The 23,473-nt window shown below is 64.5% G+C and carries 23 protein-coding genes and 1 tRNA gene; 15 read left to right on the top strand and 9 right to left on the bottom strand.

Translation table 11 applies throughout. The annotated features are described in order from the left end of the window. The 4 genes from FOY53_RS16635 to FOY53_RS16620 all read left to right on the top strand — a co-directional run. Positions 1 to 555: hypothetical protein (locus FOY53_RS16635; RefSeq protein ID WP_146590921.1), on the top strand; the 555-nt coding region annotated here is incomplete at its 5' end. A 9-nt stretch (positions 556 to 564) separates the two neighbouring features. Next, a complete protein-coding gene (locus tag FOY53_RS16630) occupies positions 565 to 798 on the top strand; it encodes a hypothetical protein (protein ID WP_146590919.1) in 234 nt (77 codons plus the stop codon). Between the two features lies 1 nt (position 799). Further along, entirely contained in the window at positions 800 to 1,285 is a 486-nt protein-coding gene (locus tag FOY53_RS16625; RefSeq protein WP_146590917.1) for a DUF4326 domain-containing protein, read from the top strand. Next, positions 1,285 to 1,467 carry a helix-turn-helix domain-containing protein gene (locus FOY53_RS16620; protein ID WP_146590915.1) on the top strand — a complete coding sequence of 61 codons (183 nt, stop codon included), beginning with the start codon at positions 1,285 to 1,287 and terminating at the stop codon, positions 1,465 to 1,467. Before FOY53_RS16625 ends, FOY53_RS16620 begins: the two co-directional genes overlap by 1 nt. A 65-nt stretch (positions 1,468 to 1,532) precedes the next feature. On the opposite strand, the gene FOY53_RS16615 is transcribed toward FOY53_RS16620, so the two are convergent. The 3 genes from FOY53_RS16615 to FOY53_RS16605 all read right to left on the bottom strand — a co-directional run bounded on the left by FOY53_RS16615 (position 1,533) and on the right by FOY53_RS16605 (position 3,959). Beyond that, positions 1,533 to 1,619: transfer RNA gene (locus tag FOY53_RS16615), tRNA-Leu, on the bottom strand. Positions 1,620 to 2,208: 589 nt separating this feature from the next. After that, complete coding sequence (locus FOY53_RS16610) at positions 2,209 to 3,006, bottom strand: metallophosphoesterase family protein (RefSeq protein WP_146590913.1); 798 nt, start codon at positions 3,004 to 3,006, stop codon at positions 2,209 to 2,211. Continuing rightward, positions 3,003 to 3,959, bottom strand: coding sequence for a diacylglycerol/lipid kinase family protein (locus tag FOY53_RS16605; RefSeq protein ID WP_146590911.1), 957 nt, complete (start codon positions 3,957 to 3,959; stop codon positions 3,003 to 3,005). The genes FOY53_RS16610 and FOY53_RS16605 overlap by 4 nt, the downstream gene beginning before the upstream one ends. Before the next feature lie 123 nt (positions 3,960 to 4,082). Here FOY53_RS16605 and lipB point away from each other — a divergent pair, with 123 nt between their 5' ends. From lipB to FOY53_RS16585, 4 genes are all read left to right on the top strand, one after another. Continuing rightward, entirely contained in the window at positions 4,083 to 4,751 is a 669-nt protein-coding gene (gene lipB / locus FOY53_RS16600) for a lipoyl(octanoyl) transferase LipB (RefSeq protein ID WP_146590909.1), read from the top strand. A gap of 539 nt (positions 4,752 to 5,290) precedes the next feature. Further along, on the top strand, positions 5,291 to 6,964 hold the full coding sequence (gene ctaD, locus FOY53_RS16595) for a cytochrome c oxidase subunit I (protein ID WP_146590907.1): 1,674 nt from the start codon (positions 5,291 to 5,293) through the stop codon (positions 6,962 to 6,964). 228 nt (positions 6,965 to 7,192) lie between these two features. Then, positions 7,193 to 7,693, top strand: a complete 501-nt coding sequence (locus FOY53_RS16590; protein WP_186766640.1) for a DUF2244 domain-containing protein — start codon at positions 7,193 to 7,195, stop codon at positions 7,691 to 7,693. 14 nt (positions 7,694 to 7,707) lie between these two features. Continuing rightward, positions 7,708 to 8,619: a hypothetical protein gene (locus FOY53_RS16585; protein WP_146590903.1), complete on the top strand. Its 912-nt coding sequence runs from the start codon at positions 7,708 to 7,710 to the stop codon at positions 8,617 to 8,619. Positions 8,620 to 8,766: 147 nt separating this feature from the next. Here FOY53_RS16585 and FOY53_RS16580 read toward each other — a convergent pair whose 3' ends face one another. Then, on the bottom strand, positions 8,767 to 9,231 hold the full coding sequence (locus FOY53_RS16580; protein ID WP_146590901.1) for a GatB/YqeY domain-containing protein: 465 nt from the start codon (positions 9,229 to 9,231) through the stop codon (positions 8,767 to 8,769). A gap of 206 nt (positions 9,232 to 9,437) precedes the next feature. Here FOY53_RS16580 and carA point away from each other — a divergent pair, with 206 nt between their 5' ends. Together carA and FOY53_RS16570 are read left to right on the top strand one after the other, a co-directional pair. Then, on the top strand, positions 9,438 to 10,601 hold the full coding sequence (gene carA, locus FOY53_RS16575; protein WP_146590899.1) for a glutamine-hydrolyzing carbamoyl-phosphate synthase small subunit: 1,164 nt from the start codon (positions 9,438 to 9,440) through the stop codon (positions 10,599 to 10,601). A gap of 261 nt (positions 10,602 to 10,862) precedes the next feature. After that, entirely contained in the window at positions 10,863 to 12,746 is a 1,884-nt protein-coding gene (locus tag FOY53_RS16570; RefSeq protein ID WP_246107442.1) for a glycosyltransferase, read from the top strand. Between the two features lie 8 nt (positions 12,747 to 12,754). Here FOY53_RS16570 and FOY53_RS16565 read toward each other — a convergent pair whose 3' ends face one another. Then, entirely contained in the window at positions 12,755 to 13,399 is a 645-nt protein-coding gene (locus FOY53_RS16565; RefSeq protein ID WP_146590897.1) for a GntR family transcriptional regulator, read from the bottom strand. A 139-nt stretch (positions 13,400 to 13,538) separates the two neighbouring features. Here FOY53_RS16565 and FOY53_RS16560 point away from each other — a divergent pair, with 139 nt between their 5' ends. Both FOY53_RS16560 and FOY53_RS16555 read left to right on the top strand, forming a co-directional pair. Beyond that, positions 13,539 to 14,183 (top strand): pyrimidine 5'-nucleotidase, encoded by a 645-nt coding sequence (locus FOY53_RS16560; protein WP_146590895.1) that lies wholly within the window; start codon positions 13,539 to 13,541, stop codon positions 14,181 to 14,183. Between the two features lie 70 nt (positions 14,184 to 14,253). Next, positions 14,254 to 15,471: a UbiH/UbiF family hydroxylase gene (locus FOY53_RS16555; protein ID WP_146590893.1), complete on the top strand. Its 1,218-nt coding sequence runs from the start codon at positions 14,254 to 14,256 to the stop codon at positions 15,469 to 15,471. A gap of 62 nt (positions 15,472 to 15,533) precedes the next feature. Here FOY53_RS16555 and FOY53_RS16550 read toward each other — a convergent pair whose 3' ends face one another. From FOY53_RS16550 to FOY53_RS16540, 3 genes are all read right to left on the bottom strand, one after another. Next, complete coding sequence (locus FOY53_RS16550; protein WP_146590891.1) at positions 15,534 to 16,658, bottom strand: pyridoxal-phosphate-dependent aminotransferase family protein; 1,125 nt, start codon at positions 16,656 to 16,658, stop codon at positions 15,534 to 15,536. 77 nt (positions 16,659 to 16,735) lie between these two features. After that, complete coding sequence (locus FOY53_RS16545; protein ID WP_146590889.1) at positions 16,736 to 17,191, bottom strand: Lrp/AsnC family transcriptional regulator; 456 nt, start codon at positions 17,189 to 17,191, stop codon at positions 16,736 to 16,738. Then, the gene (locus FOY53_RS16540) at positions 17,188 to 17,643 is read right to left on the bottom strand and encodes an Lrp/AsnC family transcriptional regulator (protein ID WP_146590887.1); all 456 of its coding nucleotides are present in this window, start codon (positions 17,641 to 17,643) and stop codon (positions 17,188 to 17,190) included. The genes FOY53_RS16545 and FOY53_RS16540 overlap by 4 nt, the downstream gene beginning before the upstream one ends. A 142-nt stretch (positions 17,644 to 17,785) precedes the next feature. Here FOY53_RS16540 and ilvC point away from each other — a divergent pair, with 142 nt between their 5' ends. From ilvC to FOY53_RS16525, 3 genes are all read left to right on the top strand, one after another. Then, positions 17,786 to 18,808 (top strand): ketol-acid reductoisomerase, encoded by a 1,023-nt coding sequence (gene ilvC, locus FOY53_RS16535; RefSeq protein WP_146590885.1) that lies wholly within the window; start codon positions 17,786 to 17,788, stop codon positions 18,806 to 18,808. Between the two features lie 442 nt (positions 18,809 to 19,250). Beyond that, on the top strand, positions 19,251 to 20,462 hold the full coding sequence (gene opgC / locus FOY53_RS16530; protein ID WP_186766639.1) for an OpgC domain-containing protein: 1,212 nt from the start codon (positions 19,251 to 19,253) through the stop codon (positions 20,460 to 20,462). Between the two features lie 169 nt (positions 20,463 to 20,631). After that, a complete protein-coding gene (locus FOY53_RS16525) occupies positions 20,632 to 21,561 on the top strand; it encodes a DMT family transporter (RefSeq protein WP_246107441.1) in 930 nt (309 codons plus the stop codon). A 106-nt stretch (positions 21,562 to 21,667) separates the two neighbouring features. Here the strand turns inward: FOY53_RS16525 and FOY53_RS16520 are convergent, their stop codons facing one another. Next, positions 21,668 to 23,431 carry a serine protease gene (locus FOY53_RS16520; protein ID WP_146590881.1) on the bottom strand — a complete coding sequence of 588 codons (1,764 nt, stop codon included), beginning with the start codon at positions 23,429 to 23,431 and terminating at the stop codon, positions 21,668 to 21,670. Between the last annotated feature and the right edge of the window lie 42 nt (positions 23,432 to 23,473).

Genomic DNA, 23,473 nt, shown 5'->3' with positions numbered 1-23,473 from the left:
GCGGACAAGCCGACCAACCGGCACATCCAGGGCGACATCCGCGATGTGATCGGCTGGGGATGGGATCTGCTGATCGTAAGCAACCCGCCCTGCACCAGGCTCTGCAACTCCGGGGTCCGCTGGCTGCACACACCACCGCCAGATAAGACCGCCGTCGAGATGTGGACCGAGTTGGACGATGGCGCGGCCCTGTTCAGCGACTGCCTCAATGCCCCCATCGCCCATGTTGCGGTCGAGAACCCCGTCATGCACCGGCACGCCCGCGAACGGATCACAGGCTGGATCAAGCCGCAGATCGTGCAGCCCTGGTGGTTCGGGGATCCGGCATTCAAGGCAACGGGCCTCTACCTGCGCAACCTGCCCGATCTGTCAGCCACCCGGCGTCTGGAGCCGCCCAGGCCCGGCACGGCAGAGCACAAGAAATGGTCCGCAATCCACCGCGCGCCGCCGGGCCCGGACCGCTGGAAGATCCGCAGCAAGACGTTTCCCGGCATGGCCGCGGCCTGGGCAGACCAATGGGGCGGGCATTCCCTCGGACAGGAGATTGCAGCGTGAGGATGATGGATGACTGACGGGGCAACGATCACCAAACGTCGCATCGAGGCCGCTGTCATTGCCTCTCAGATGAACGCCCGAAACCACGGCGGCGATAACGCCACTGCAGCAGCCGACTTGATGTGTGCATTTGTCCTGATCTCCGTCAAATCGGGCGCTGACCCTGAGCGGGCCCTTGCAGCGATGTGGGAGAATGCCAAGGCGGCGGTGTCCGATTTCTGGCCAGATCAAAGGGTGAACTGACATGACTGCCCCCTCCCACATCCAACTGTCCCGCGCCAAAGGCTGGCGCAAGCCGCCAGAGGCCCGCGTGGTCGCGCGCAACACGATCTTCGGCAATCCGTGGGCGGTCGGCGCGGATGGCACGTACTGCTGGCCGCGTGGCACCCGTGCTGGCTGGAAGTCGTCGCACCGCATCCCGGCAGACAGGCTGACCGCAGAGCAGGCCGTGGGTGCGTTCGCCATCTGGATCCATGGATATTCGGTGCCGCTGTGGTTCCGTCCCGACAATCTGACCCCGACCGGCCGACGCCAGTGGCGTGACGACATGCAGGCCCGCCGCGCTGCGATATGGCAGGCGCTGATCCTCGGAGAACTGCGCGCCCTCGACCTGTGCTGCTGGTGCGCCACAGATGCGACCTGCCATGCCGACGTGCTGCTGGCGCTGGCGGCTGACACGCGGGCGGATCTGAGCCGGTGGATGGATCTGGTCGTGGGGGAGTTTGACTGATGTCCGCCGCGCTGCCCATCCAAACATGCCGACCGAGCGATGCACCTGCCGTTTTTAGCGTGTCTCGCGCAACCATCTACAGATGGGCCAAGGCTGGCTATATCACCATCTACAAACGCACTGGGATCAGCCTGATCGACGTTGATGAAGTCAAGGCATACATCAAAGGGACTGACAATTGAGAGTGGGGCAGAGTGTGGGGCAGAAAGTTGAAAGAGGCATTTTCTGCAATTAAATCAAATCAGAATGGTGCGGTCGAGAAGACTCGAACTTCCACGGGTGTTACCCCACAGCGACCTCAACGCTGCGCGTCTACCAATTCCGCCACGACCGCACTGTCCCGACTTGGTGAGGGCGCGTATAGACGAGCTCTGTTGCCTTGTGAAGAGCAAAACAGACCGGCTGCGCAACTTCTGTCAGGCGCCGCCGGAAGGGACAGATCTGCAAAATTCTCGGTCAGGAGAAAGCACCGGAACCAGGCTTCCGGGACGTGCCGCTGGGGACTGGAAGCTGCATTGAATGCCTGCTGAATCGACAAAATTACCGTGCAACGATCTGTGGCAGGTGTCGCGAACGGTGGGCCGAGGGACTGCAATACCGCGATGACCTGTGCGGCGATCCAGTTTTTTCTGTAGCGCGAGGCACAGGTTGGCTTGCGGTGATCCTCGCCTGACAACAATCCCGTTCCATCCAGAAGTCGCGCCAACGCCATGCCCTAGGGGCTGGCTGCAGGCAGCGCGGAGCGTCGCGCTGCCCCGGCGGTTGTGGCCGGGGCGGAAAACAGATCGGCGTGACCTGCCGGGCGACGTCTGGGGAACGCTCTACACCGGCTGGCAAGGCGGGGTGGCAATCTCCGTCAGAGCGCAGCCTGACTGGCTGGGGCACACTCTCGCCGGGGCTCCTGTGGGCCGCATCCGCCCGTTTCAGGGCAAGGCGTTCCAGATACCGTCGTGCTTGCGGAACCGGCTGCGCGATTCGCAGCGGAAGCTGAGATCGGCGCCATCTGATACGTGATGCTCGATCACCACGGCACCGTCTTCGAGGATCAGGAGGTTGAGATCGTTCGGTTCGCCGCGCACACGATTGGACAGACCGGTCCCGGCCTGCACCAGCAGCAATGAACGCGCGGCCCGGAACGGTGCAACCCGCCAGGCGTGAAGATGGCCGCAGAGCACGATGTCGGCCCCGCAGTCCCGCAGTCGCAGCAACCCGTCGTCCGCTCCGCGCATAAGACGTTTTCCGACGTCTGTGTCATGTTCGGGCGGATGGTGCATCATCACGATACCAATCTTGTCCTGTGCGCGGTCGTCGGACAGAAACGCACAGGCCCGACGCAGGCTGGAGCGGCGCAGGCGGCCGCGCTGCCAGGCCAGAGGGTCGGTGGTATTCAGTCCGACGACCACAAATTCCGTCCCCATCACGCAGGGTTCCAGGTCCCTGGCGATGTGGCGGCGGAACCGGACCCAGGGTCGCATCAGCCGCATGTACAGGTTGTCGAGCGGCGTGTCGTGATTGCCCGGCACCGCAAGAGTCTGCGCCTGCAACCGGTTGATGAACGCCCTGGCGGCCGAAAACTGATGATTGCGGGCGCGCTGGGTGAAATCGCCCGATACCAGCACAAGATCCGGCTCGAGGCCGTTCACATGCGCGACCAAGGGTTCCAGAAGTTCCGGCCGGTCACGGCCGAAATGCAGGTCGGAGAGATGGACGATACGGGTCACAGGCCCGCGCTGTTGTCTGGGGCAATCATGTGCAGTGCATCCGCATGCATGCGAAACCGCAACGGCGAGGCGAGGCGCACCCGCTCGCCGTCCATCGCGACCAGCTGGCTGCCGCGCGTCGTCTCGATCTCGATGTCGGTACCGCAAAAGAGCTCAAAGTCCCGCTCCGGCTTCATGCCTTTCCCGGCCAGCCGCAGGGCCCGCAGCAGCAGTTCCCACCGCGTGACGTCCGGCAGCAGAAACAGCGCGAATTCGCCGTTGCGGATACACTCGGCGCCGTCCAGACCGTAATGTTCGAGCTGAAAGGCACTGCGCGCCACAAAGGCCAACGGTGTCTTCGCCCGGATTACCTGGCCTCCGACCCGCACTTTCATCCGCACCGGCGTGCGGAACGACAGGAAGGTCCACAGCACCGACCAGTGCGCCGCCAGCCGCGACCGGCCCCAGCGCCGGTAGGTGCCTTCGCGTTCCTTGAGGATCTGCGGATAGATGCCGAGACTGGCATTGTTGAGGAAAATTTCCCCGTTTACCTCGCCGACCGCATAGGGGCGCGACTTGCCCGAAGCAATCAGGTCCACCGCCTCGGCGATGTCCTCGGGAATGCCCAGTCCACGGGCGACAAAGTTGAACGTGCCCTGCGGAATGATCCCCATGCGCCGCCCGGTGCCCGCCAACTGTCCGGCGATGCCGGTGACCGTGCCGTCACCGCCGACCGCGACGATTGTGCCAAAACCGTCCTTCATTGCCCGGGCGCAGGAATCGGCGACACCAGAGCCCTGCCCCATCACCCGCAACTCGAACCGGCCGGGGTAGCGGGCGAAAGCCGTTTCCAGCTGATCGGCGACGTCTTGCTTGTCGTCACTGCCGGCCCGTTCGTTCATCAGGACGCAGATGCTGGTGTCAGCCGTGGGGGGCGGTGCTTTCAGCCCTGCGTGTGTCCGTGCAAGAACCATCGCCTCACCTCCCTGTTTGATATGTGGTCATGTCACACACAAACGTAGGCCGATCCTGTGGGGTTCCATTGCGGCGCAGCAATCGTTATCCGGGAATGGCGAATTCTTGCTGGAGCGCAGAACATGGTGGAATGGCTGCACGCCGAAGGACTGACCGGGTATCAGGCGGCCGTCACCTTTATGGAACACCGCGCTGCCGAGATTGCCGCCGGAACCGCGGACGAGTGCATATGGCTGGTCGAGCACCCACCGCTGTATACCGCCGGCACATCGGCAAAGGCCTCGGATCTGGTCGACCCGGACCGCTTTCCGGTGCACCGCAGCCAGCGCGGTGGGCAATACACCTATCATGGCCCGGGCCAGCGGGTGGCCTATGTCATGCTCGACGTCGGCCGACGGGGCCGCGACGTGCGGCGGTTCGTCCAGGATCTGGAAACCTGGGTGATTGCGGCCCTGGCAGAGTTCAACCTGACCGGACATATCCGCGAAGGGCGCGTCGGCGTCTGGGTGGAACGGCACGACCGGCCGCTGACGGCGACGGGCGCCCGGTCCGAAGACAAGATCGCCGCGATCGGCATCCGTCTGCGCAAATGGGTCAGTTTTCATGGCCTGTCGATCAATGTCGAACCCGACCTTGACCATTTCGGCGGCATCGTCCCCTGTGGCATCACCGAATATGGTGTCACCAGTCTTGTCGATCTCGGCCTGCCGGTCACGATGGAGGATGTCGACGTTGCCCTGCGCCGCACATTCGATCAGGTTTTCGCCCCGCTTCCCGCAACGGCTGACTGATCCCCTAGTCATCGACCCGGGTGATTGCCACCTCGACGGCCGCCGCGTGGCGCGGACAACCGAAGAGCGCGATCACTGCCCCGAACCTGCGGCGGCCAGAGCGCGCCCCCGAACCTGCGGGGTCCGGACCGTTGCTGAGCAGAGAAATCAGGGCCGTGGCACCGGCCGACGCGGCGCTCTAATACTTTGGTAACGGATGCATCTGCCCGCCGCCTTGCCGGGCCGACCCATGTGCCCGCAGCCCGTCGCTGCCCCCAGGCCAAACCGCCGGTGGGCAGCGCCGCGGAAAGCGGCCTGATTCCATCTGGTTACCTGCGGATGCCCGGCCGGGTTCAGCCCGTGCCGCGTGACGGTGCCCGGACAAGGTGCCCAGGCTGGTCTGTCGGCCCGGGACACAAGACCTGCGACAATAATATCGCCGCTGCGGCAAAACCGGTCATTGCCCGTTGCCGGTGCATTGCCTAAAACGGGGCAGGAACACTGGGGCGCAAACGGCTGACCGTCTGCGCCCTCATATAATCACCCACGAGGAGGCACACATGGCAGACGCCGCCATTCACGGCCACGAACACGAGGATCAGCGCGGCTTCTTCACCCGCTGGTTCATGTCGACCAACCACAAGGACATCGGGATTCTCTACCTGATCGTCGCGGGCTTTGCCGGGTTCATCTCGGTCGCCTTCACCGTGTACATGCGTATGGAACTGATGAGCCCCGGCGTTCAGTTCATGTGCATGGAAGGCGCGCGCCTCTGGCCGGCCGCCGTCGCCGACTGTACCCCCAACGGACACCTCTGGAACGTGCTGATCACCGGTCACGGAATCCTGATGATGTTCTTCGTGGTCATCCCCGCCCTGTTCGGCGGTTTTGGCAACTATTTCATGCCGTTGCAGATCGGCGCGCCGGATATGGCGTTCCCGCGGATGAACAACCTGTCGTTCTGGCTCTATGTCGCGGGCACCACGCTCGCGGTCTGTTCGGTGCTGGCGCCGGGTGGCAACGGTCAGGCCGGTTCGGGCGTGGGCTGGGTGCTTTACCCGCCGCTGTCGGTGCGCGAAGGCGGCATGTCGATGGACCTCGCGATCTTTGCGGTGCACGTTTCGGGTGCCTCGTCGATCCTGGGCGCGATCAACATGATCACCACCTTCCTGAACATGCGTGCCCCGGGCATGACCCTGTTCAAGGTGCCGCTGTTCTCGTGGTCGATCTTCGTGACGTCCTGGCTGATCCTGCTGTCGCTGCCGGTTCTGGCGGGCGCGATCACCATGCTGCTGACCGACCGCAACTTCGGGACCACCTTCTTTGAGCCATCAGGCGGCGGTGACCCGATCCTGTACCAGCACATCCTGTGGTTCTTTGGCCACCCGGAAGTGTACATCGTGATTCTGCCCGGCTTTGGCATCATCAGCCACGTCATCGCCACCTTCTCGCGCAAGCCGGTGTTCGGCTACCTGCCGATGGTCTGGGCGCTGATCGCCATCGGCGCACTCGGATTTGTCGTCTGGGCGCACCACATGTACACCGTCGGCATGTCCCTGACCCAGCAGTCCTACTTCATGCTGGCCACCATGGTCATCGCGGTGCCGACAGGGGTCAAGATCTTCTCGTGGATCGCGACCATGTGGGGCGGCTCGATCGAATTCAAGACCCCGATGATGTGGGCCTTCGGCTTCCTGTTCCTGTTCACCGTGGGCGGCGTGACCGGCATCATCCTGAGCCAGGCCGGCATCGACCGCGCCTATCACGACACCTATTACGTCGTGGCGCACTTCCACTATGTGATGAGCCTGGGTGCGGTGTTCGCGATCTTTGCCGGGATCTACTTCTACTTCCCCAAGATGACCGGCAAGATGTATCCCGAATGGGCCGGTCAGCTGCACTTCTGGGCGATGTTCATCGGTGCGAACATCACCTTCTTCCCGCAGCACTTCCTGGGCCGTCAGGGCATGCCGCGCCGCTACATTGACTACCCGGACGCCTTTGCGACCTGGAACTTCGTGTCGTCGCTTGGTGCCTTCCTGTCCTTCGCGTCCTTCGTGTTCTTCATCGGGGTGATGGTCTGGAGCCTGCGCAAAGGTGCTGCAGCCACTCAGGCGAACCCGTGGAACGAATACGCGGACACGCTGGAATGGACCCTGCCCTCGCCGCCGCCCGAGCACACGTTCGAGCAGCTGCCAAAGCAGAGCGACTGGGACAAAGGCCACGCGCACTAGGCGCACCCTGCCCCAGGAACTAACCAGGGCCCCGCTTCGTGCGGGGCCTTTTTCATTGTGCGTCACCCCGCACCGGTCGGCCGCATCCCCGCGCCAGGCCGGGTCGGCGCAGCAGGACCGGCACCGGGTCGGATCGCTGCGCGGCTCAAATCTCCGCCCGGCATGTGGTGGTGGCACCTGCGGCAAATTCCCGTTCGACACCCCCGCCACACATGCTAGATTCGGCCCATGCCCTACAACTGGACCCAAACCCCCACGACCCATGCGCAAGAGCTTCGTCTCTGGCCGCACCGGTCGTTGCCGCCCCGGGGGTTTGCGGCCTTCATGCTTGCCACCTTTGCCATGGCGACGCTGCCGCTCTACGGGCTGCTCGGCACTGCGCTGCTCTGGGGGCTGCTGCCGTTTCTGTTGATTGCGCTGACCGGTCTGTATTATGCCCTGCGGCGGAACGACAGCGACCGGCAGATTCTGGAAGTGCTGACCATGACGCCGCAGGACCTGCACCTCGTCCGCCGCAATCCGCGCGGCCCGCAACAGGAATGGACCTGCAACCCGCACTGGGTGCGCGTCGCGCTGCACGAAGACGGCGGACCCGTCCCCAACTATGTCACCCTCTCGGGCGCCGGACGCGAAGTCGAAATCGGTGCCTTTCTGTCCGAGGACGAACGCAAGTCGCTGTACACCGATCTGACGACCCGCCTGCGCCATCTGGGCCAGGTCGGCCGCTGACAGCAGACCGCCGCATGTCCCAGGTTCCCGCCGCGCCCAAGCTCAAGCGTGCCGCCCTTGCGGCGGCGTCCCGCCTGTTCGGCCCGCGCCTGTCGCGGCACGGCGAAAGCCTGCTGTTGTCGGAACGCGCCGCCCTTGATCTGGCCATTGCCCGGTCGGGCCGTCCCAGACCGCGCGCCGACACCGTCACATTCCTGATCCCGCTGGTCAGCCCGGACCACGTGAGCGACTGGGGCTCGGTGGTCCGCCGCCTTGGCCAGACGCTGCAAAGCCTGCGCGATCAGGGCAACCCGAACTGGCGCGCGGTGATCTGTTGTCAGACCGAACCGCCTCTGCCACGCGACAGCCGCATCACACATCTGCCGTTTGACGACCCCACACCGGGCAATGACAAGTGGCGCAAGCTCGCCGCTCTCTGCGAACACCTGCCCGCCGTCGCGACAACCCCCGGCTATGTGATGAGTTTTGATGCTGACGACCTGCTGCGGCAGGGCACGGTGGCCGAAATGCTGGATCGCCAGGCACCGGGCGGCTATCTTGTGCGGGCAGGCTATGTGATGGACGCGGCAACCGGGGCCATCGCGCTGGCGGATGCGCCCAGCCTGCGGGCGCCGTTGCGCAAACCCTTCTGGAAGCTCTGCGGCTCCTGCGCGGCGCTGTTCCATGACCCGGCGCTGCCGGAAAGCCGCAGCTTTCTGCGGGCCATGACCCAGCACGAGCACCGGATGTTTCCCTATCTCGCGAGCCTCGCGCGGCAGCGGCTGACACCCCTGGCACGTCCCTCGGTATTGTATGTGCTGAACCACGGCGAAAACTTCGGCGCACGCCGTGGTCGTGTCGGATTCAAGACCCGCTTTGTACAGCGCTACCGCATAACCGATCCTGCACAGCTGAAAGGCATTTCCCGGGATTTTCCGACGCCCTGAAAGGCGCGGCCTCCTCTTACCCGAGCACGAGGCGCGGCAACCGCAGTCCGCCGCGCAGGCGCCCACACCGCTCCCGCGGCGCAAAAGGTCCAAACTGGCCGGAAAAGAGCCCCACACAGGCCCGCAGCGATCCGCCGTGCTGGCGCGTCAGCTGCCGGACAGCCGCGCCTTGACCATGGGGCCAACCGCGCCAAAATCCATCTGACCGGTATATTTGCCTTTGAGCACCGCCATCACCCGCCCCATATCGCGGATCGAATCTGCACCAACCTCGGCCACCGCCGCATCCACCGCGTCTTCGGTTTCCTTGTCGGTCAGCTTCTTTGGCAGGAATTCCTCGATCACGACGATCTCGGCCAGTTCGCGCTCGGCCAGATCAAGGCGTCCGCCCTCTTCATAGGTCTTGGCGCTCTCGCGCCGCTGCTTGACCATTTTGCCAAGGATGGCAAGAACTTCGCTATCGGCAACTCCGTCGTCGTTGCCTTCGGCCCGCACCGCGATATCGCGGTCCTTGATGGCCGCATTGATCAGACGTATCGTGGACAGGCGATCCACTGCCTTTTCCCGCATTGCCTGCTTCATTGCCGTTGTGATCCGCGCGCGAAGTTCCATCGCCTATTCATCCCCGGTAGTGTCCAAGTGCCGACCCTATGCGAAACCCGTTCCCGGCACAACCGGCCAGACGTCAGGGCAAGCCCTTGTTTTTATGGCAATTCACCAATTTGACGCGGCTATACATGCCGCCCTGCCCGGGGCCTTGACCCTGCGCCGCCCGCCCCTTAGACATGCCAAAGTTTGCCGCCCGACAGGAGCACAGCATGTCCCTCGCCCAGACCCTGAAACCCACCGCCTGCCTCGCCCTTGCAGATGGCACCGTCTTTTACGGTCAGGGCTTTGGCGCCACCGGTGATACCGTGGCCGAGCTCTGCTTCAACACGGCCATGACCGGCTACCAGGAAATCATGACCGACCCGTCCTACGCGGGCCAGATCGTCACCTTTACCTTTCCCCATATCGGCAATGTCGGGGTGAACCCCGAAGATGACGAAACCCGCGATCCGGTCGCCGCCGGCATGGTGGTGAAGTGGATGCCGACGCAGTCGTCGAACTGGCGCGCGGTCTCGGAGCTGTCGGACTGGTTGGCGACGCGCGGCCGCATTGCCATCGGGGGTATCGACACCCGCCGCCTGACCCGGGCGATCCGCCAACAGGGCGCCCCGCATGTGGCGCTGTCGCACAATCCCGACGGTGTCTTTGACATCGGCGCACTGGTCGAAAAGGCGCGTGCCTTCTCCGGCCTCACCGGGCTTGACCTGGCGCGCGACGTGACCTGCGCGCAGTCCTACCGCTGGGACGAGATGCGCTGGGCCTGGCCGCAGGGCTACGCGCCGCAAACCGCACCGCGGCACAAGGTCGTGGCCATTGATTATGGCGCCAAGCGCAACATTCTGCGCTGTCTCGCCTCTGCGGGCTGCGATGTCACCGTTCTGCCCGCGACCGCCACGGCCGAGGATGTCCTGGCGTTGAACCCGGACGGCGTGTTCCTGTCGAATGGCCCGGGTGATCCGGCGGCCACCGGTGCTTATGCCGTGCCGACGATCAAGGGCATTCTCGAGCGCAACATTCCGGTCTTTGGCATCTGCCTTGGCCACCAGATGCTGGCCCTGGCCCTGGGTGCGCGCACCATCAAGATGAACCACGGCCATCATGGCGCGAACCATCCGGTCAAGGAAATCGAGACCGGCAAGGTCGAGATCACCTCGATGAACCACGGATTCGCAGTCGACAGCCAGACCCTGCCCTCCGGTGTACTGGAAACCCACGTATCACTGTTCGACGGCTCGAACTGTGGTATCCGGCTCGCCGACCGTCCGGTCTTTTCGGTGCAGCACCACCCCGAGGCCAGCCCGGGTCCGCAAGACAGTTTCTACCTGTTCGAACGCTTCGCCGACTCGATGCAACGCGCTGGTGCCGCAAGCTGAACAGCCGTCTGGTGATCTCGCCGGTTCTGCGTTGTCGCGCATGGCGTTCGAGCGCGATGCCGAGTGTCGTGGGGCGAATGTCCTGGTGATTCAGTGACGCCCCATGGCGTGGGCCGACAATCAACTCGCGCGCCGGTGGCTATGCCGTCCCGCGCGGGCTCCGTGCCAGCCACAGGGCCGGAAGGCGCTGCAGATCCCTGAACTTAACCCTCTCTTCACCATCTGCCTGTCTTGTGATCCCGTGAACTGACGAGGATCGGCATGAACGAGCAGCGTCTTGAAGAGGTGACGGCCACATTGGCCAAGGCAGGGGCCGCAGGGCCCCGCCCCATCGGCAAATTACTGATGGACGCCGGTCAGGTGACGCCTGCGGATATGCTGGCAGCGCTGGCACAGGTGGCACGCGACGGCGCCACGCTGGAACGTGTGCTGGTCAACGACGCCATAGTAAGTCCGAACCAGATGCTGCTGGCTCAGGCGCGCCAACTCGGCGTCACCTGTGTCTGCCCGACGATGTCCCCGCCCGACCCGGCACAGCTCGACCTTCTCGATCCGGCCTTCTGCCTGCGCAACGGAGTTGTCCCCTGGTCGCGCATCGGACCGACTCTGGTGGTCGCCACCGCCCGCCCCGAGACCTTTGCGGCGCTGCACACCGAGCTTGCAGCGGCCCTGGGTCCGGTTGTGATGGCGCTGGCGCTGGAATCCGACATTCAGGCCGTGATCACCGCGCATTATGGTTCGGCGCTCGCAATCGCTGCGGAAACCTCGGTGCAGGATGATGAAAGCTGCCGTGACATCAACCGGCTGACCCCAAGGCGCGCGGTTGCCGCAGCGGCTTTCGCAATTTTCTGCCTCGGCGTTCTGGCGCTGTACCCGGTGCTGTTCTTCGCAACCATCGCCGCGCTGGCCATTGCCACACTGCTGATGTCGCAGGTGCTCAAGCTGGGCGCCCTGTGCGCCGCCCCCGGGACCAGGCTGGCGCGCGCGCCCGGAGCCGGGGCGCCCCGGCCAACCGTGTCCCTGATGGTGCCGCTGTTTCGCGAGCGTGACATCGCCGCAAGGCTGGTAACCCGTCTGAGCCGCCTCACCTATCCCAAGGCACTGCTAGATGTCGTTCTTGTGCTCGAGGCCGAAGATGGCCAGACCCGCGCCGCGCTGGACCGGATCGAGCGCCCCCCCTGGATGCGCGTCATCGAAGTGCCGAAAGGCTGCGTCACAACCAAACCGCGTGCGCTGAACTATGCCTTGACCTTTTGCCGGGGTGACGTGATCGGCATCTACGACGCCGAAGACGCGCCGGCACCGAACCAAATCGACCGGGTGGTCGAGAGGTTTGCGACCGCGCCCGCACACGTCGCCTGCCTGCAGGGCATTCTGGATTTTTACAACCCGCACGCCAACTGGCTGTCGCGGTGTTTCGCCATCGAATACGCCACATGGTTCCGTGTTCTGCTGCCCGGCCTCGCGCGGTTGGGCTTTGCCATTCCGCTGGGCGGCACCACCGTGTTCATCCGCCGCGCCGCGCTGGAACATGTCGGCGGATGGGATGCGCATAATGTGACCGAAGACGCCGATCTCGGAATCCGTCTGGCACGTTACGGATATGTCACCGAACTGCTGCCAACAGTCACCCGGGAAGAAGCCAACAACAGATGCTGGCCGTGGATCAGGCAGCGGTCGCGCTGGCTCAAGGGATACATGATCACCTACACCGTGCACATGCGCCATCCGCAGAGGTTGCTGCGCACGCTCGGCGGGTGGAAATTCCTTGGCTTCCAGATGCTGTTTCTGACCGCCATCCTCCAGTCGCTGCTGGCGCCGGTGCTCTGGTCGTTCTGGCTGTTGGTTTTCGGTCTGCCACATCCGCTGGGCGACCTGCTGTCGCCGACCCACTCGACGGTCCTGATCGGCCTGTTCCTGCTGTCCGAAGCGGTGTCGCTTGTGGTCAGCCTCGCCGCCGTGGCCCGCAGCCCGCATGATGGCCTGCTGATCTGGGTGCCGACTCTGGCGCTGTATTTCCCGCTCGGGGTGATCGCGGCCTACAAGGGGCTGTATGAACTTCTGGCCCGGCCGTTCTATTGGGACAAGACCGCGCACGGCCATTCGCCACCTGATCACGCCGGGGCAGACCAGACCATGGAGTGAACCGGCCCCTATGCCTTGGTCTTGCTGTCCAGCTTCAACCGCGTGACGAAGGCGACAGAGATGTGATCGCGCAACGCCCGGTAGGCCGCGGCCTCGTCCCGCTTGGAAATCGCATCGACAATCGCCAGATGTTCGGACAGCGCAATTTCGCCACGCCCCTCGGCCGCCAGCGAGGTGGTCGCCATCAGCGCCATCGAGCGGTGAACAAGGTCGAGCTGCTGCACCAGATAGCGGTTGTGCGATGCCAGGTGAATCTGCTTGTGGAACCGCCGGTTGGCCCGCGCCAGCGCACCGGGATTGTCCAGCAGCGCCTGATCGTCGTCCACCATCTCGCGCAGGACCTGGATTTCCTCTTCCGTGGCATGGCGTGCCGCCAGCCGTGCCGCCAGCCCCTCAAGCTCTGTGCGCACGACATACAGTTCGGCCATCTGGTTGTGATCCAGCGATGCCACGATGAGCGAGCGCCCGTCCCGCGCCAGCAACGACTGGGTTTCAAGCCGCTGCAACGCTTCGCGGATCGGTGTGCGCGATACGCCGAAGCGGTCAGCCAGATCACTTTCGACCAGCCGGTCACCGGGTTTGTAGACGCCCACGTCTATCGCCTCGAGGATCAGCGTATATGCATCTTTCTGCTGTGCCTTGGAAATATTCATATGCTGTCCCCTGTCCCTCGCCGCACGATAGACCCGGGGGCCGGGATCATTCAAGCGCGGGCATGTCGCAACCCGGCGGGCAGCACGCACCGCCGCTTCTGTGATTGCGTCGCGCCACGCCCGGCGTTAGCGTAAGATCATGATCAGACAAAGCTTCTCTCATGTCCGCACCTGGGTGTTTGACCTCGACAACACCCTGTATCCGCCTGCCGCCCGTCTGTTTGATCAGATCGAGGTGCGGATGACCCGCTTTGTCATGCAGGCACTGGGGGTGGAACAGGACCGGGCCAACCATCTGCGCAAACACTACTGGCACACATACGGGACGACGCTGGCAGGTCTGATGCGCGAACACGATGTCGACCCCGGCCCCTATCTTGAAGAGGTGCACGACATCACCTTCGACACCCTGGAACCGGACCCGCATCTGGCGGCGCTGATCACAAATCTGCCCGGTCGCAAGATTGTCTATACCAACGGCACCGCGCCCTATGCCGCGCAGGTGCTGAAAGCGCGCGGCCTGGATGCGGCGTTCGATGCGCTCTACGGCGTCGAACATGCGGATTTCGCGCCCAAACCCGAACGCGCCGCCTTCGAAGCGGTGTTTTCCCGCGATGGGGTCGACACCAGGGCGGCCGCGATGTTCGAAGATGACATCCGCAACCTGTCCGAACCCCATGCCATGGGCATGCGCACGGTGCACGTGGCCCCCAAAGCCGTCAAGGCCGAGCATATCCACCATCATACCGACGACCTTGCCGCCTTTCTGGCGCGCCTGACCTGACTCCGCCTGCGGCGCGATGTTGCAGTGCACCTGCGCCTGCGCGCATTAGATAACAGTGCAGGAGGCCGACATGGATTATGACATCGTGATTTCGGGCGGCGGCATCGCCGGACTGACGGCTGCCGCGGCCTTTGGCGCGCAGGGCTTTTCCGTGCTCTGCGTCGACCCCGCCCCGCCGGTGACACAGCGGGATGCCAGCGGCGCGGACCTGCGCAGCACCGCGTTCCTGCAACCCGCCCGCGCCTTTCTCGAACGCGCCGGCGTCTGGGCGCGGCTGGCAGATCACGCCATGCCGCTGCAGGTGATGCGGATCGTCGATGCAGGCGGCGCCGAACCGGAGCCCCGGGTCATCAAAGCCTTTGATGCGTCGGAAATCTCGGATCAGCCCTTTGGCTGGAACCTGCCGAACTGGCTGTTGCGGCGGGAGTTGAGCGCGCACCTGGACACCCTGCCGAACGTCGATTTCCGTCCCGGCACGGCCACGACCACGCTGTTTACCCGCACCGCCATGGCGCGTGTAGGACTGAGCGATGGCGGTCGTGCCACAACCCGGCTGGTGATCGCCGCCGACGGGCGGAATTCACCGATGCGCCGCGCCTGCGGCATTGACGTGAGCACCGTGCATTTCGGCCAGAAGGCCCTGGCCTTTGCGGTCACACACCCGATTCCGCATGACAACGTCTCGACCGAGATCCACCGCACCGGCGGGCCTTTCACGTTTGTGCCGCTCCCCGATCATCAGGGTTGTCCCTCGTCGGCGGTTGTCTGGATGGAAGAAGCCGCCAAGGCCAATGCCCTGATGGCGCTTGATGTTTCCGCGTTCGAGCAGGCGATGACCGAGCGCTCCTGCCAGTTGCTCGGTCCGCTGAAGCTGGCCAGCCGCCGCAGCCTTTGGCCCATTGTCGCACAGGCCGCCCACCACCTGTCCGGCGAACGTGTGGCGCTGGTGGCCGAAGCCGCGCATGTCCTGCCGCCCATCGGCGCGCAAGGGTTGAACATGAGTCTGGCGGATCTGGACGTTCTGCTGGATCTGGCGCTGACGCAGCGGGAAACCCTCGGGTCGCTCGCCATGCTCGAGAGTTACCATCGCAAGCGGATTGCCGACATCCGCACCCGGGTGGCAGGCATCACGCTGCTGAACCGTGCGTCGATGGCGGCGGACCCGCTGTTGCGGGATGCCCGTGCCGCCGGGCTCGAGGCGCTATACAGCCTCAGGCCGCTGCGCACCTCGGTGATGCAGATGGGCATGGGTACGTCGGTGCGCCACGCAGGCGGCACCGCGCAATAGGCAACAGGCACCGGTCCAGTCGGCGCCGGGCAGCCTGCGCCGCCCGGCAGCCGCATGTCAGGTCACAGAACCTGGTCGATCACCCGGCGCAACCGGGCGACGGTGCCGTCGACGTCATACAGTTTGTCCAGACCGAACAGCCCCAGCCGGAAGGTGCTGAAGCCCGCCGGTTCGTCACATTGCAGCGGCACACCCGCGGCAATCTGCATTCCCCTGGCGGCAAAGGCGCGGCCTGACTGGATCTCGGGGTCGTCGGTATAGCTCACCACGACACCGGGCGCACCATAGCCATCGGCGGCAACCGATTTCACGCCCTTGTCCGCCAGCATCTGCCGCACGGCTGTTCCCAGGGCCCACTGCGCTTCCTTGAGGCGGGTAAACCCGTAGTCCCGCGTTTCGACCATCGTGTCCCGAAAGGCACGCAGCCCGTCCGTGGGCATGGTCGCATGGTAGGCGTGGCCTCCATTTTCGTAGGCCGCCATGATCTGGTGCCACTTCTTGAGATCACAGGCAAAGCTGTCCGACGTGGTTTCCGCCATCCGGGCCAGGGCGCGCTCGGACATCATCACGATTCCTGCGCAGGGCGTCGCAGACCAGCCCTTTTGCGGGGCCGAGATCAGCACATCGACCCCGGTTGCCGCCATGTCGACCCAGGCGCAGCCGCTGGCGATGCAGTCCAGCACCATCAGCGCGCCCACCTCCCGCGCCGCCGCCGCCAGCGCGGTCAGATAGTCGTCAGGCAGAATGATACCGGCCGAGGTTTCCACATGCGGGGCAAAGACGATGTCCGGCCGGATCTCGCGGATCTGCGCCGTGACCTCTTCGATCGGCGCGGGCGCGAACGGCGCCTGCGCCCCGTTGCCGGTCTGGCGCGCCTTCATCACGTGGGTTTCCCCCGCAAATCCGCCGGCCTCGAAAATCTGGCTCCAGCGGTAGGAAAACCAGCCGTTGCGCACCACCAGAACCGTGGCATCGCGCCCGAACTGCCGCGCCACCGCCTCCATGCCATAGGTGCCGCCGCCGGGCACCAGCGCCACCGCATCGGCGTGGTAGACTTCTTTCAGCATGCCGGAAATGTCGCGCATCACCTGCTGGAATGTTGCGGACATGTGGTTCAGGGACCGGTCGGTAAAGACCACGGAAAATTCATCCAGACCCGTCGGGTCGACGTCATCAAGCAAAGCCATGGGCTGTCTCCTCTGTTGCCAACTGGCTACCTGCTCGGACCGGATTTGGCAAAGGACTTCCTGCCGGTTCCGGTGCCTCAGATCGGTCCCGGCAAGCGTTCCTCGGACAAAAGCACATTGGCGTCCAGATTGCCCACCCCCGGCAGCGTCATGATCCGTCGCCGCAGCACCCGCTCGAAGTCGGAAATATCGCGCGCCACAACCCGCAGGCGATAGTCGTACATGCCCAGAACATGTTCCACCGTCTGCACCTCGGGAATGGCACTGACCGCGCGCTCGAAATCCTGCAGGCTGACGCGCCCCTTGGTGGCCAGCTTCACCCCCAGAAACACCGTGACCCCGAATCCCAGTGCCTCGCGATCCAGATCCAGCCGGGTGCCCCGGAACACACCCGCCTCGCGCAACCGCTTGATGCGGCGCCAGCAGGCCGGCTGCGACAGGCCCAGACTGCGCCCCAGCGCACCGGCACTTTGGGTTGCATCCTGCGCCAGCGCCCGGATCAGCGCCCGGTCGGTGTCATCCAGATCAATCACAGCGGCAGGCTTTCGTCGGTCTTGAGCCGGGCCACATGCATCAGCGCATCCACGTCGGTGATATGCGGCAGCGTCAGGATCTTGTCACGGTAGACCTGCTGGTAATGCGTCATGTCGCGCGCGATCACCGACAGGCGCGCATCAACCTGTCCGAGGAAAGTCTGGATCTCGATCACTTCGGGCACGGTCCGTGCGGCGGCAGCGAAATCGTCAAAGGCGCGCGGTTCGGATTTGTCCAGCGTGATGCGCAGGCTGACCTCGACCGCATACCCCAGAACCTGCCAGTCGATCACCGCCCGGACTCCGCGCAGCACACCGATGTCGCGCAACCGTTCGACCCGTCGCGACAGGGTCGCAGCGGCGAGCCCGGCCCGCTCGGCGATTTCCGCCGCCGGTGAATCGGGCGACGCCTGCATCTGACGCAGTATCCGGCGATCTGTAGCATCAAGCATGAAAACCCCGCAAAGGCTGAAATTGACGAATGAAGCTTCTTCTCTTTCCCAATTCCACACGGTAAACGCAACCGCACACGCGGCGTTCCGGATAAAGTGCGCCTCACAACAAACGGATGAAATCCACGGAAGGAAGCACACCATGCGCGTTTATTATGACCGCGATTGCGATATCAACCTGATCAAGGACATGAAGGTCGCGATCCTCGGCTATGGCAGCCAGGGCCATGCCCATGCCCTGAACCTGCGCGATTCCGGTGCAAAGAACGTTGTCGTCGCCCTGCGCGAAGGTTCGCCTTCCGCGAAAAAGGCCGAAGGCGAAGGTCTCAAGGTCATGGGCATCGCAGAAGCGGCCGCCTGGTGTGACCTGATCATGTTCACCATGCCCGACGAACTGCAGGCCGAGACCTACAAGAAATACGTCCATGACAACCTGCGCGACGGTGCGGCAATTGCCTTTGCCCACGGTCTGAACGTGCACTTCGGCCTGATCGAGCCCAAGGCCGGCACCGACGTCATCATGATGGCACCCAAGGGTCCGGGTCACACCGTGCGCGGCGAATACACCAAGGGCGGCGGCGTGCCCTGCCTCGTGGCAGTACACAACGACGCGTCGGGCAAGGCGCTGGAAATCGGCCTGTCCTACTGCTCGGCCATCGGTGGCGGCCGCTCCGGCGTGATCGAAACCAACTTCCGCCAGGAATGCGAAACCGACCTGTTCGGCGAACAGGCCGTGCTCTGTGGCGGTCTGGTCGAGCTGATCCGCATGGGTTTCGAAACTCTGGTCGAGGCGGGCTACGAGCCCGAGATGGCCTATTTCGAATGCCTGCACGAAGTGAAGCTGATCGTCGATCTGATCTACGAAGGCGGCATCGCCAACATGAACTACTCGATCAGCAACACTGCCGAGTACGGCGAATATGTCTCCGGCCCGCGCATCCTGCCCTATGACGAGACAAAGGCCCGGATGAAAGCGGTTCTGACGGACATCCAGAACGGCAAGTTCGTGCGCGACTTCATGCAGGAAAACGCTGTCGGCCAGCCGTCGTTCAAGGCGACACGCCGCCTGAACGATGAACACCAGATCGAGCAGGTCGGTGAAAAGCTGCGGGCCATGATGCCCTGGATCTCGGCCGGGAAAATGGTCGACAAAGCCAAGAACTGAGGCTTCGCCCTCTGCAGCGCAAGGGGCGGCCCGGTTGGACCAGCCCCCTGCGCCACAAGTTCAGAACCGGCGGTTCCTCCGCCGGTTTTTTTGCGCTCCTGACGGGGCCTGCCTGGCCTTGAGCGGGTCAAGCGAGGCGGGTCGCCTGAAAACCCTGCGCCCGCGCGCCACCGATCCGCGCCCACCGGTGTCTTCGTGTCGTCTTCCAGGGACCACCGTCAGCGACATCTGTCGCAGGGGGCTGGCCGGGCCGTGCGCCCCCGGCCCCCTGCTATGGGCCCGAATCCGCGGTGCGGCCAAATTTTCGCCGAAGTGCGCGATGGTTGGGCAAGGCTCCGCTTATGCTCACAAAATTCACCCGGGACAGGTCACAAATCGCCCTTTCGCGCATTTGATTTTCGTGTCAGCGGACGGGGCAACCGCGCCCCACAAGGAGATGGATATGCGTCTGACACTGCTAGATGGCTTCCGGGGTTTTTTCCTGCTGTTCATGACGATCGCCCATGTAAACGGGTCGTTCCACGCCGTGCTGGGTGCCTATAACCATCACATGCTGGGCTGGGTCGAGGATGCCCAGGGCTTTGTGTTCATTTCCGGGTTTGTGGTGGGGTTGGTGTACACCAAGATCCTCGACCGCAGCGGGTCGGCGGGGATGGGGCGCGCGGTTCTGCGCCGCATCCGCACGATCTTTACCTATCAGGCGGTGTTGATCCTGGCATTTTGCGCCGCTGCTCTGGGTCTGGCGGCCTACGGCTTTGAGGTTGGCATCCTGCGCCAGTATGTCGAGTATCCTGTCGCCTTTACCCTCGCCTCGCTGCTGCTGGTGACCGGATCGCTGCACATGGGGATCCTGGCGCTTTATATCTGGCTGATGCTGCTGACACCGCTGGTGCTGCTGGCGTTTCACCGCAACCGGGCCCTCTGGGTGGCGCTGATCTCGGTGGCGGCCTGGCTTCTGGCGCAGTCCGGTCTGCCGGACGCCGCGCAGATTCCGGTGGAACGGGCGTTGAGCAGCGCCGGCTACGGGATCAACATCGGGATATATTTCAACGTCTTCGGCTGGCAGACGCTGTATTTCCTGGGGTTGTTTCTTGGCTTTCTGTTTGCCCGCGAGCGGCTGGACACGTCCCGGATGCGTGATCCGCGCCTGCGCCCGGTGTTCTGGCTGGCTGTGGCGGGTGTGATCGGCTTTGCGATCTTTGATCGGGCCATGAGCCTTGGCTGGATCGAACCCGATCTGCGCCGGGTGCTGTGGCGCGAGATCGACAGGGGCAACATGCACAGCGTCTATCTGGCGAATTTCCTGCTCGACCTGTTTGTGATCAGCTGGCTGCTGGTCGCCGGTCCGGACAGCGGCAACCGGGTGCTGGCCGCCCTGGGGCGCGGACTTGGCTGGCTGTTCACCCGGTCGGCGCTGGTCTATCTGGGCCAGCACTCGTTGCAGGTGTTCACCGCACATGTGGTGCTGACCTATGTCATCATGTGGGCGATGGCGGGGCGTGACCTGCCTGCACTCTGGGACAATGTATTTCTGCTGCTCACAATCGCCGCCCTGTATCTGGTGGCCTGGGGGCATGACCGGCTGACAAGGCGGGCAACGTCGAAACCGGTTTCCCCCCGGTCCAGGACGCCGCGGCGACCCACCCCGGCCTGACACCCGTCAGGATCCGGCGCCGCGGACACGGGCGCCCCTGGCCGCACACGATCCTCGTCTCCAGGGGCGGCACCGGCACCCGCCCGCAGGGCAGTGTTTTGCCATTCAATCCCCGCGCATTTTGATGATAGTGCCCGCAGAGTCATTTCACACACAGGTCTGAAACTTCATGCTCAGCAATCGCACGCCCCTGCCCGACATAACGCCGCGCAGCTGGCTGATGGTTGCCTGTCTCGGTCTGGTCTGGGGATCGACCTTTCTGGTGATCGAAATTGCGTTGCGCGGGATCACGCCGCTCTGGCTGGCCGCCGCGAGGATCAGCTTTGCCGGGCTGCTGACCCTCGGGATCTGGCAGCTGCGCGGCCGCAGGCTGTTCCTGACCGCGGAAAGGCCCTGGGGGCCGCTTGTGCTGATCGGTGTGCTGTCGACCGCCCTGCCTTTCACCTTGCTCAGCTGGGGGCAACAGTTCGTCAGCTCGGGCTTTGCCGGCGTGTGCATGGCCGCTGTCGCGCTGATGGTGCTGCCGCTGGCCCATGTGTTCCTGCCGGGCGAACGGATGTCGCTGCGCCGTACGGCCGGGTTTGTCACCGGGTTCGCCGGGGTCAGCCTCTTGCTGGGCGGTCAGTCGTTTGCGTCGAGCGGCGCCGCACTCGAACCGCTGGGCCGTCTGGCCTGTCTCGGAGCAGCGGGGTGTTACGCGGTCAGTTCGGTGACGATGCGTCGCCTGCCGCCCATGGACCCGATCGGCATCGCCACCATTCCGATGATCTTCGGAACCGTGATGATTGTTCCCTTTGCCTGGGTGATCGAAGGACCGCCGCCGCTGCCGTCGGCGCAGACCCTGGGGGTGCTGATGTTCCTGGGCCTTGTGCCCACCGCCGCAGCCAATCTGTTGCGGGTGCTGGTGATCCGCAGCGCCGGGCCGGTTTTCATGAGCCTGACAAATTATCAGGTGCCGCTGTGGTCGGTCGTGCTGGGCGTGCTTTTGCTGGGTGAACCGATGCGCCTCAGTCTCCTGGGGGCCCTGGCGCTGATCCTGCTCGGGGTCGCGATCAGCCAGTGGGGCGCACTGAAACGGCTGTTTCGGCCCGCACGCTGACCGGCGGCCAGGGTGGCCGCCGCGACGCGGATCTGCGGATCAGATCCCTGTCCGGGGCCCCGTCACGACATCCACCGCCCGGGCACAGGTTTCCGTTGCGGCGCGGTCAATCCCAGCAGCTGACCAGCACGGTCATGCCAACCGCAACCTCGGTCAGATCTTCGGGGGCCATGGCGGCCTCGCCCCGGGTCGCCGTCGCACGCAGGCCGGCGCGGCTCAGCAGAGCCTGAATGTCTTCGGCCTTGGCGGCAAAGCTGACGCCTTCGGGCAGCTGGCGATTGCTGTCTTCGCGCGGCAGCAACATGCCCAGGACCGCCCCCCCCGCATCCAGAACCGGCCCGCCCGCATCGCCGGGCAGAGAGGCCAGCGCCAGGCGCTTGAGGTTTTCTTCGCCCGCCAGTCCGCGCACATCCTCGAGCGTGCCAAAGGTCAGGGTCGGCGCATTCAGCACGCCGCCAAAGGAATAGCCCGCGACCGCCACCTCGGACTGGAGGCGCGGCTGTTCACTGCGGAATGCCGCCACCGAGATTGGTGCCAGAGTTGTCTCTGCACGCAGCACGGCCACCCCGGATGCGGCATCTTCGGCCAGGATGCTGGCGTCGTACTGATCCTCGAGGGTGATGCGGCCGCAGCCGGTCACCGCGTCCCGCGCCGTCACCACGGTTCCCGTCCCATCGATATAAAAGCCGGAAGCGGTCAGTTTCGGACGCCGGATCTGAAGCCCGGACAACAGATCGACCGACGGCTCGGTGTCGGCTGTCGCGTTCAGCTCGAGGACGCCGGGGATGGTCTCGAAGCTTGCCTGCATTGCATCCAGAACCCGGGTGCGCCGCTCGTCATCACCGGCAGGCCAGATCAGCGTGAAACCCTTGATCTGCCCGCCGTCCAGCCGCGCCTCGGTGTGTGACACGATGCGGCTGTCGGCCCCGGTCAGGGTAAAGCCGTTGCGCCGCCGCTCGCGCGCACCTTCCAGTGGCACGATTTCAAGCGTCTGCATGATTTCGTAGAGGCCAAACAGCGTGGTCTGATCCCCGGGCTGGCTGATCAGCAGCACCCGCACCGGCAAGTCACCGGTGGCGGCAAACTGCACGAACGGCGATTCATAGCTGTCGAAGGCCACGACACCCAGCGGGATCTGCATCCGGATTCCGGCGCGGGTCTCGGTGACCGTCTGCAGGTCCATGCCCTCGAGAACCGCGTTGTACTGACGCAGGAGTTCGCCGCGCTGGCGTGTGGTCAGGATACCGGTGACCTCATGGCCGTTTGCCTGCTGCCAGCTGGCCATGGAGTTGCGCGTGCCCCGCCCAAAGGCACCGTCAATGGCGGCATCGTAGTGCCCGGCCCACCGCAGTGCGATCTGAAGCTGTTCGCGGGCGTCCCGCTCGAGGCGGGCCTCGCTTGCGGCGGCTTCGCGCGGGGATTCATCCACGATCCGGGCCGTGTCGTCGGGCTGCGGTTCGACCGCGGCCGGAGTCGATCCGGTCACCTGGTCCAGCAGCGATTGGGTGATCTCTTCGGTTGTGACCGGCTCTCGGCCCGCGGTCGCGGCGCCGACGGGCCAGAACTGACGGCGGAAATTGCGCGTGTCGGCAATATAGCTGTCGCGCGGGATCTGCCCCTGGGCGCGCAGCTGCCGCAGCCGGGCCTCGGCCTCGGTCCGATCATAGGGCCCCAGGGCGATGCCGTACCACCCGGCCCCCAGCGAAAACCCGTTCACATCGCGCAGGTAGCTCGCATAGTCGCGCACCCGATCCTCGGCCCGGGTCAACGACGGCTGCGCTTCGATCTGGATATAGGTTGCATCCTGCGCGACAGCCGCCCGGGCCGTCAGAATCACGGCTGCCAGAAGCGCCATCACAAATCTTGTCATACCTGTCGTTGTCCCCGGAACCATACGCTTACATTTTTGTGC

This window comes from Puniceibacterium confluentis (assembly GCF_007923445.1).
In the GTDB taxonomy this organism is placed as follows: domain Bacteria; phylum Pseudomonadota; class Alphaproteobacteria; order Rhodobacterales; family Rhodobacteraceae; genus Puniceibacterium; species Puniceibacterium confluentis.
This window is presented reverse-complemented; position numbering and strand designations above follow the sequence as displayed.

Bases quoted from the DNA above. Each gene is read 5' to 3' on its own strand.
- FOY53_RS16540 (WP_146590887.1), bottom strand. From the start codon at position 17,643: ATGCTTGATGCTACAGATCGCCGGATACTGCGTCAGATGCAGGCGTCG.
- FOY53_RS16565 (WP_146590897.1), bottom strand. From the start codon at position 13,399: ATGAATATTTCCAAGGCACAGCAGAAAGATGCATATACGCTGATCCTC.
- FOY53_RS16550 (WP_146590891.1), bottom strand. From the start codon at position 16,658: ATGGCTTTGCTTGATGACGTCGACCCGACGGGTCTGGATGAATTTTCC.
- FOY53_RS16520 (WP_146590881.1), bottom strand. From the start codon at position 23,431: ATGACAAGATTTGTGATGGCGCTTCTGGCAGCCGTGATTCTGACGGCC.
- FOY53_RS16580 (WP_146590901.1), bottom strand. From the start codon at position 9,231: ATGGAACTTCGCGCGCGGATCACAACGGCAATGAAGCAGGCAATGCGG.
- FOY53_RS16590 (WP_186766640.1), top strand. From the start codon at position 7,193: ATGCCCTACAACTGGACCCAAACCCCCACGACCCATGCGCAAGAGCTT.
- FOY53_RS16620 (WP_146590915.1), top strand. From the start codon at position 1,285: ATGTCCGCCGCGCTGCCCATCCAAACATGCCGACCGAGCGATGCACCT.
- FOY53_RS16630 (WP_146590919.1), top strand. From the start codon at position 565: ATGACTGACGGGGCAACGATCACCAAACGTCGCATCGAGGCCGCTGTC.
- opgC (WP_186766639.1), top strand. From the start codon at position 19,251: ATGCGTCTGACACTGCTAGATGGCTTCCGGGGTTTTTTCCTGCTGTTC.
- FOY53_RS16560 (WP_146590895.1), top strand. From the start codon at position 13,539: ATGATCAGACAAAGCTTCTCTCATGTCCGCACCTGGGTGTTTGACCTC.
- FOY53_RS16605 (WP_146590911.1), bottom strand. From the start codon at position 3,959: ATGGTTCTTGCACGGACACACGCAGGGCTGAAAGCACCGCCCCCCACG.
- FOY53_RS16570 (WP_246107442.1), top strand. From the start codon at position 10,863: ATGAACGAGCAGCGTCTTGAAGAGGTGACGGCCACATTGGCCAAGGCA.
- FOY53_RS16555 (WP_146590893.1), top strand. From the start codon at position 14,254: ATGGATTATGACATCGTGATTTCGGGCGGCGGCATCGCCGGACTGACG.
- FOY53_RS16585 (WP_146590903.1), top strand. From the start codon at position 7,708: ATGTCCCAGGTTCCCGCCGCGCCCAAGCTCAAGCGTGCCGCCCTTGCG.
- ctaD (WP_146590907.1), top strand. From the start codon at position 5,291: ATGGCAGACGCCGCCATTCACGGCCACGAACACGAGGATCAGCGCGGC.
- lipB (WP_146590909.1), top strand. From the start codon at position 4,083: ATGGTGGAATGGCTGCACGCCGAAGGACTGACCGGGTATCAGGCGGCC.
- FOY53_RS16525 (WP_246107441.1), top strand. From the start codon at position 20,632: ATGCTCAGCAATCGCACGCCCCTGCCCGACATAACGCCGCGCAGCTGG.
- carA (WP_146590899.1), top strand. From the start codon at position 9,438: ATGTCCCTCGCCCAGACCCTGAAACCCACCGCCTGCCTCGCCCTTGCA.
- FOY53_RS16625 (WP_146590917.1), top strand. From the start codon at position 800: ATGACTGCCCCCTCCCACATCCAACTGTCCCGCGCCAAAGGCTGGCGC.
- ilvC (WP_146590885.1), top strand. From the start codon at position 17,786: ATGCGCGTTTATTATGACCGCGATTGCGATATCAACCTGATCAAGGAC.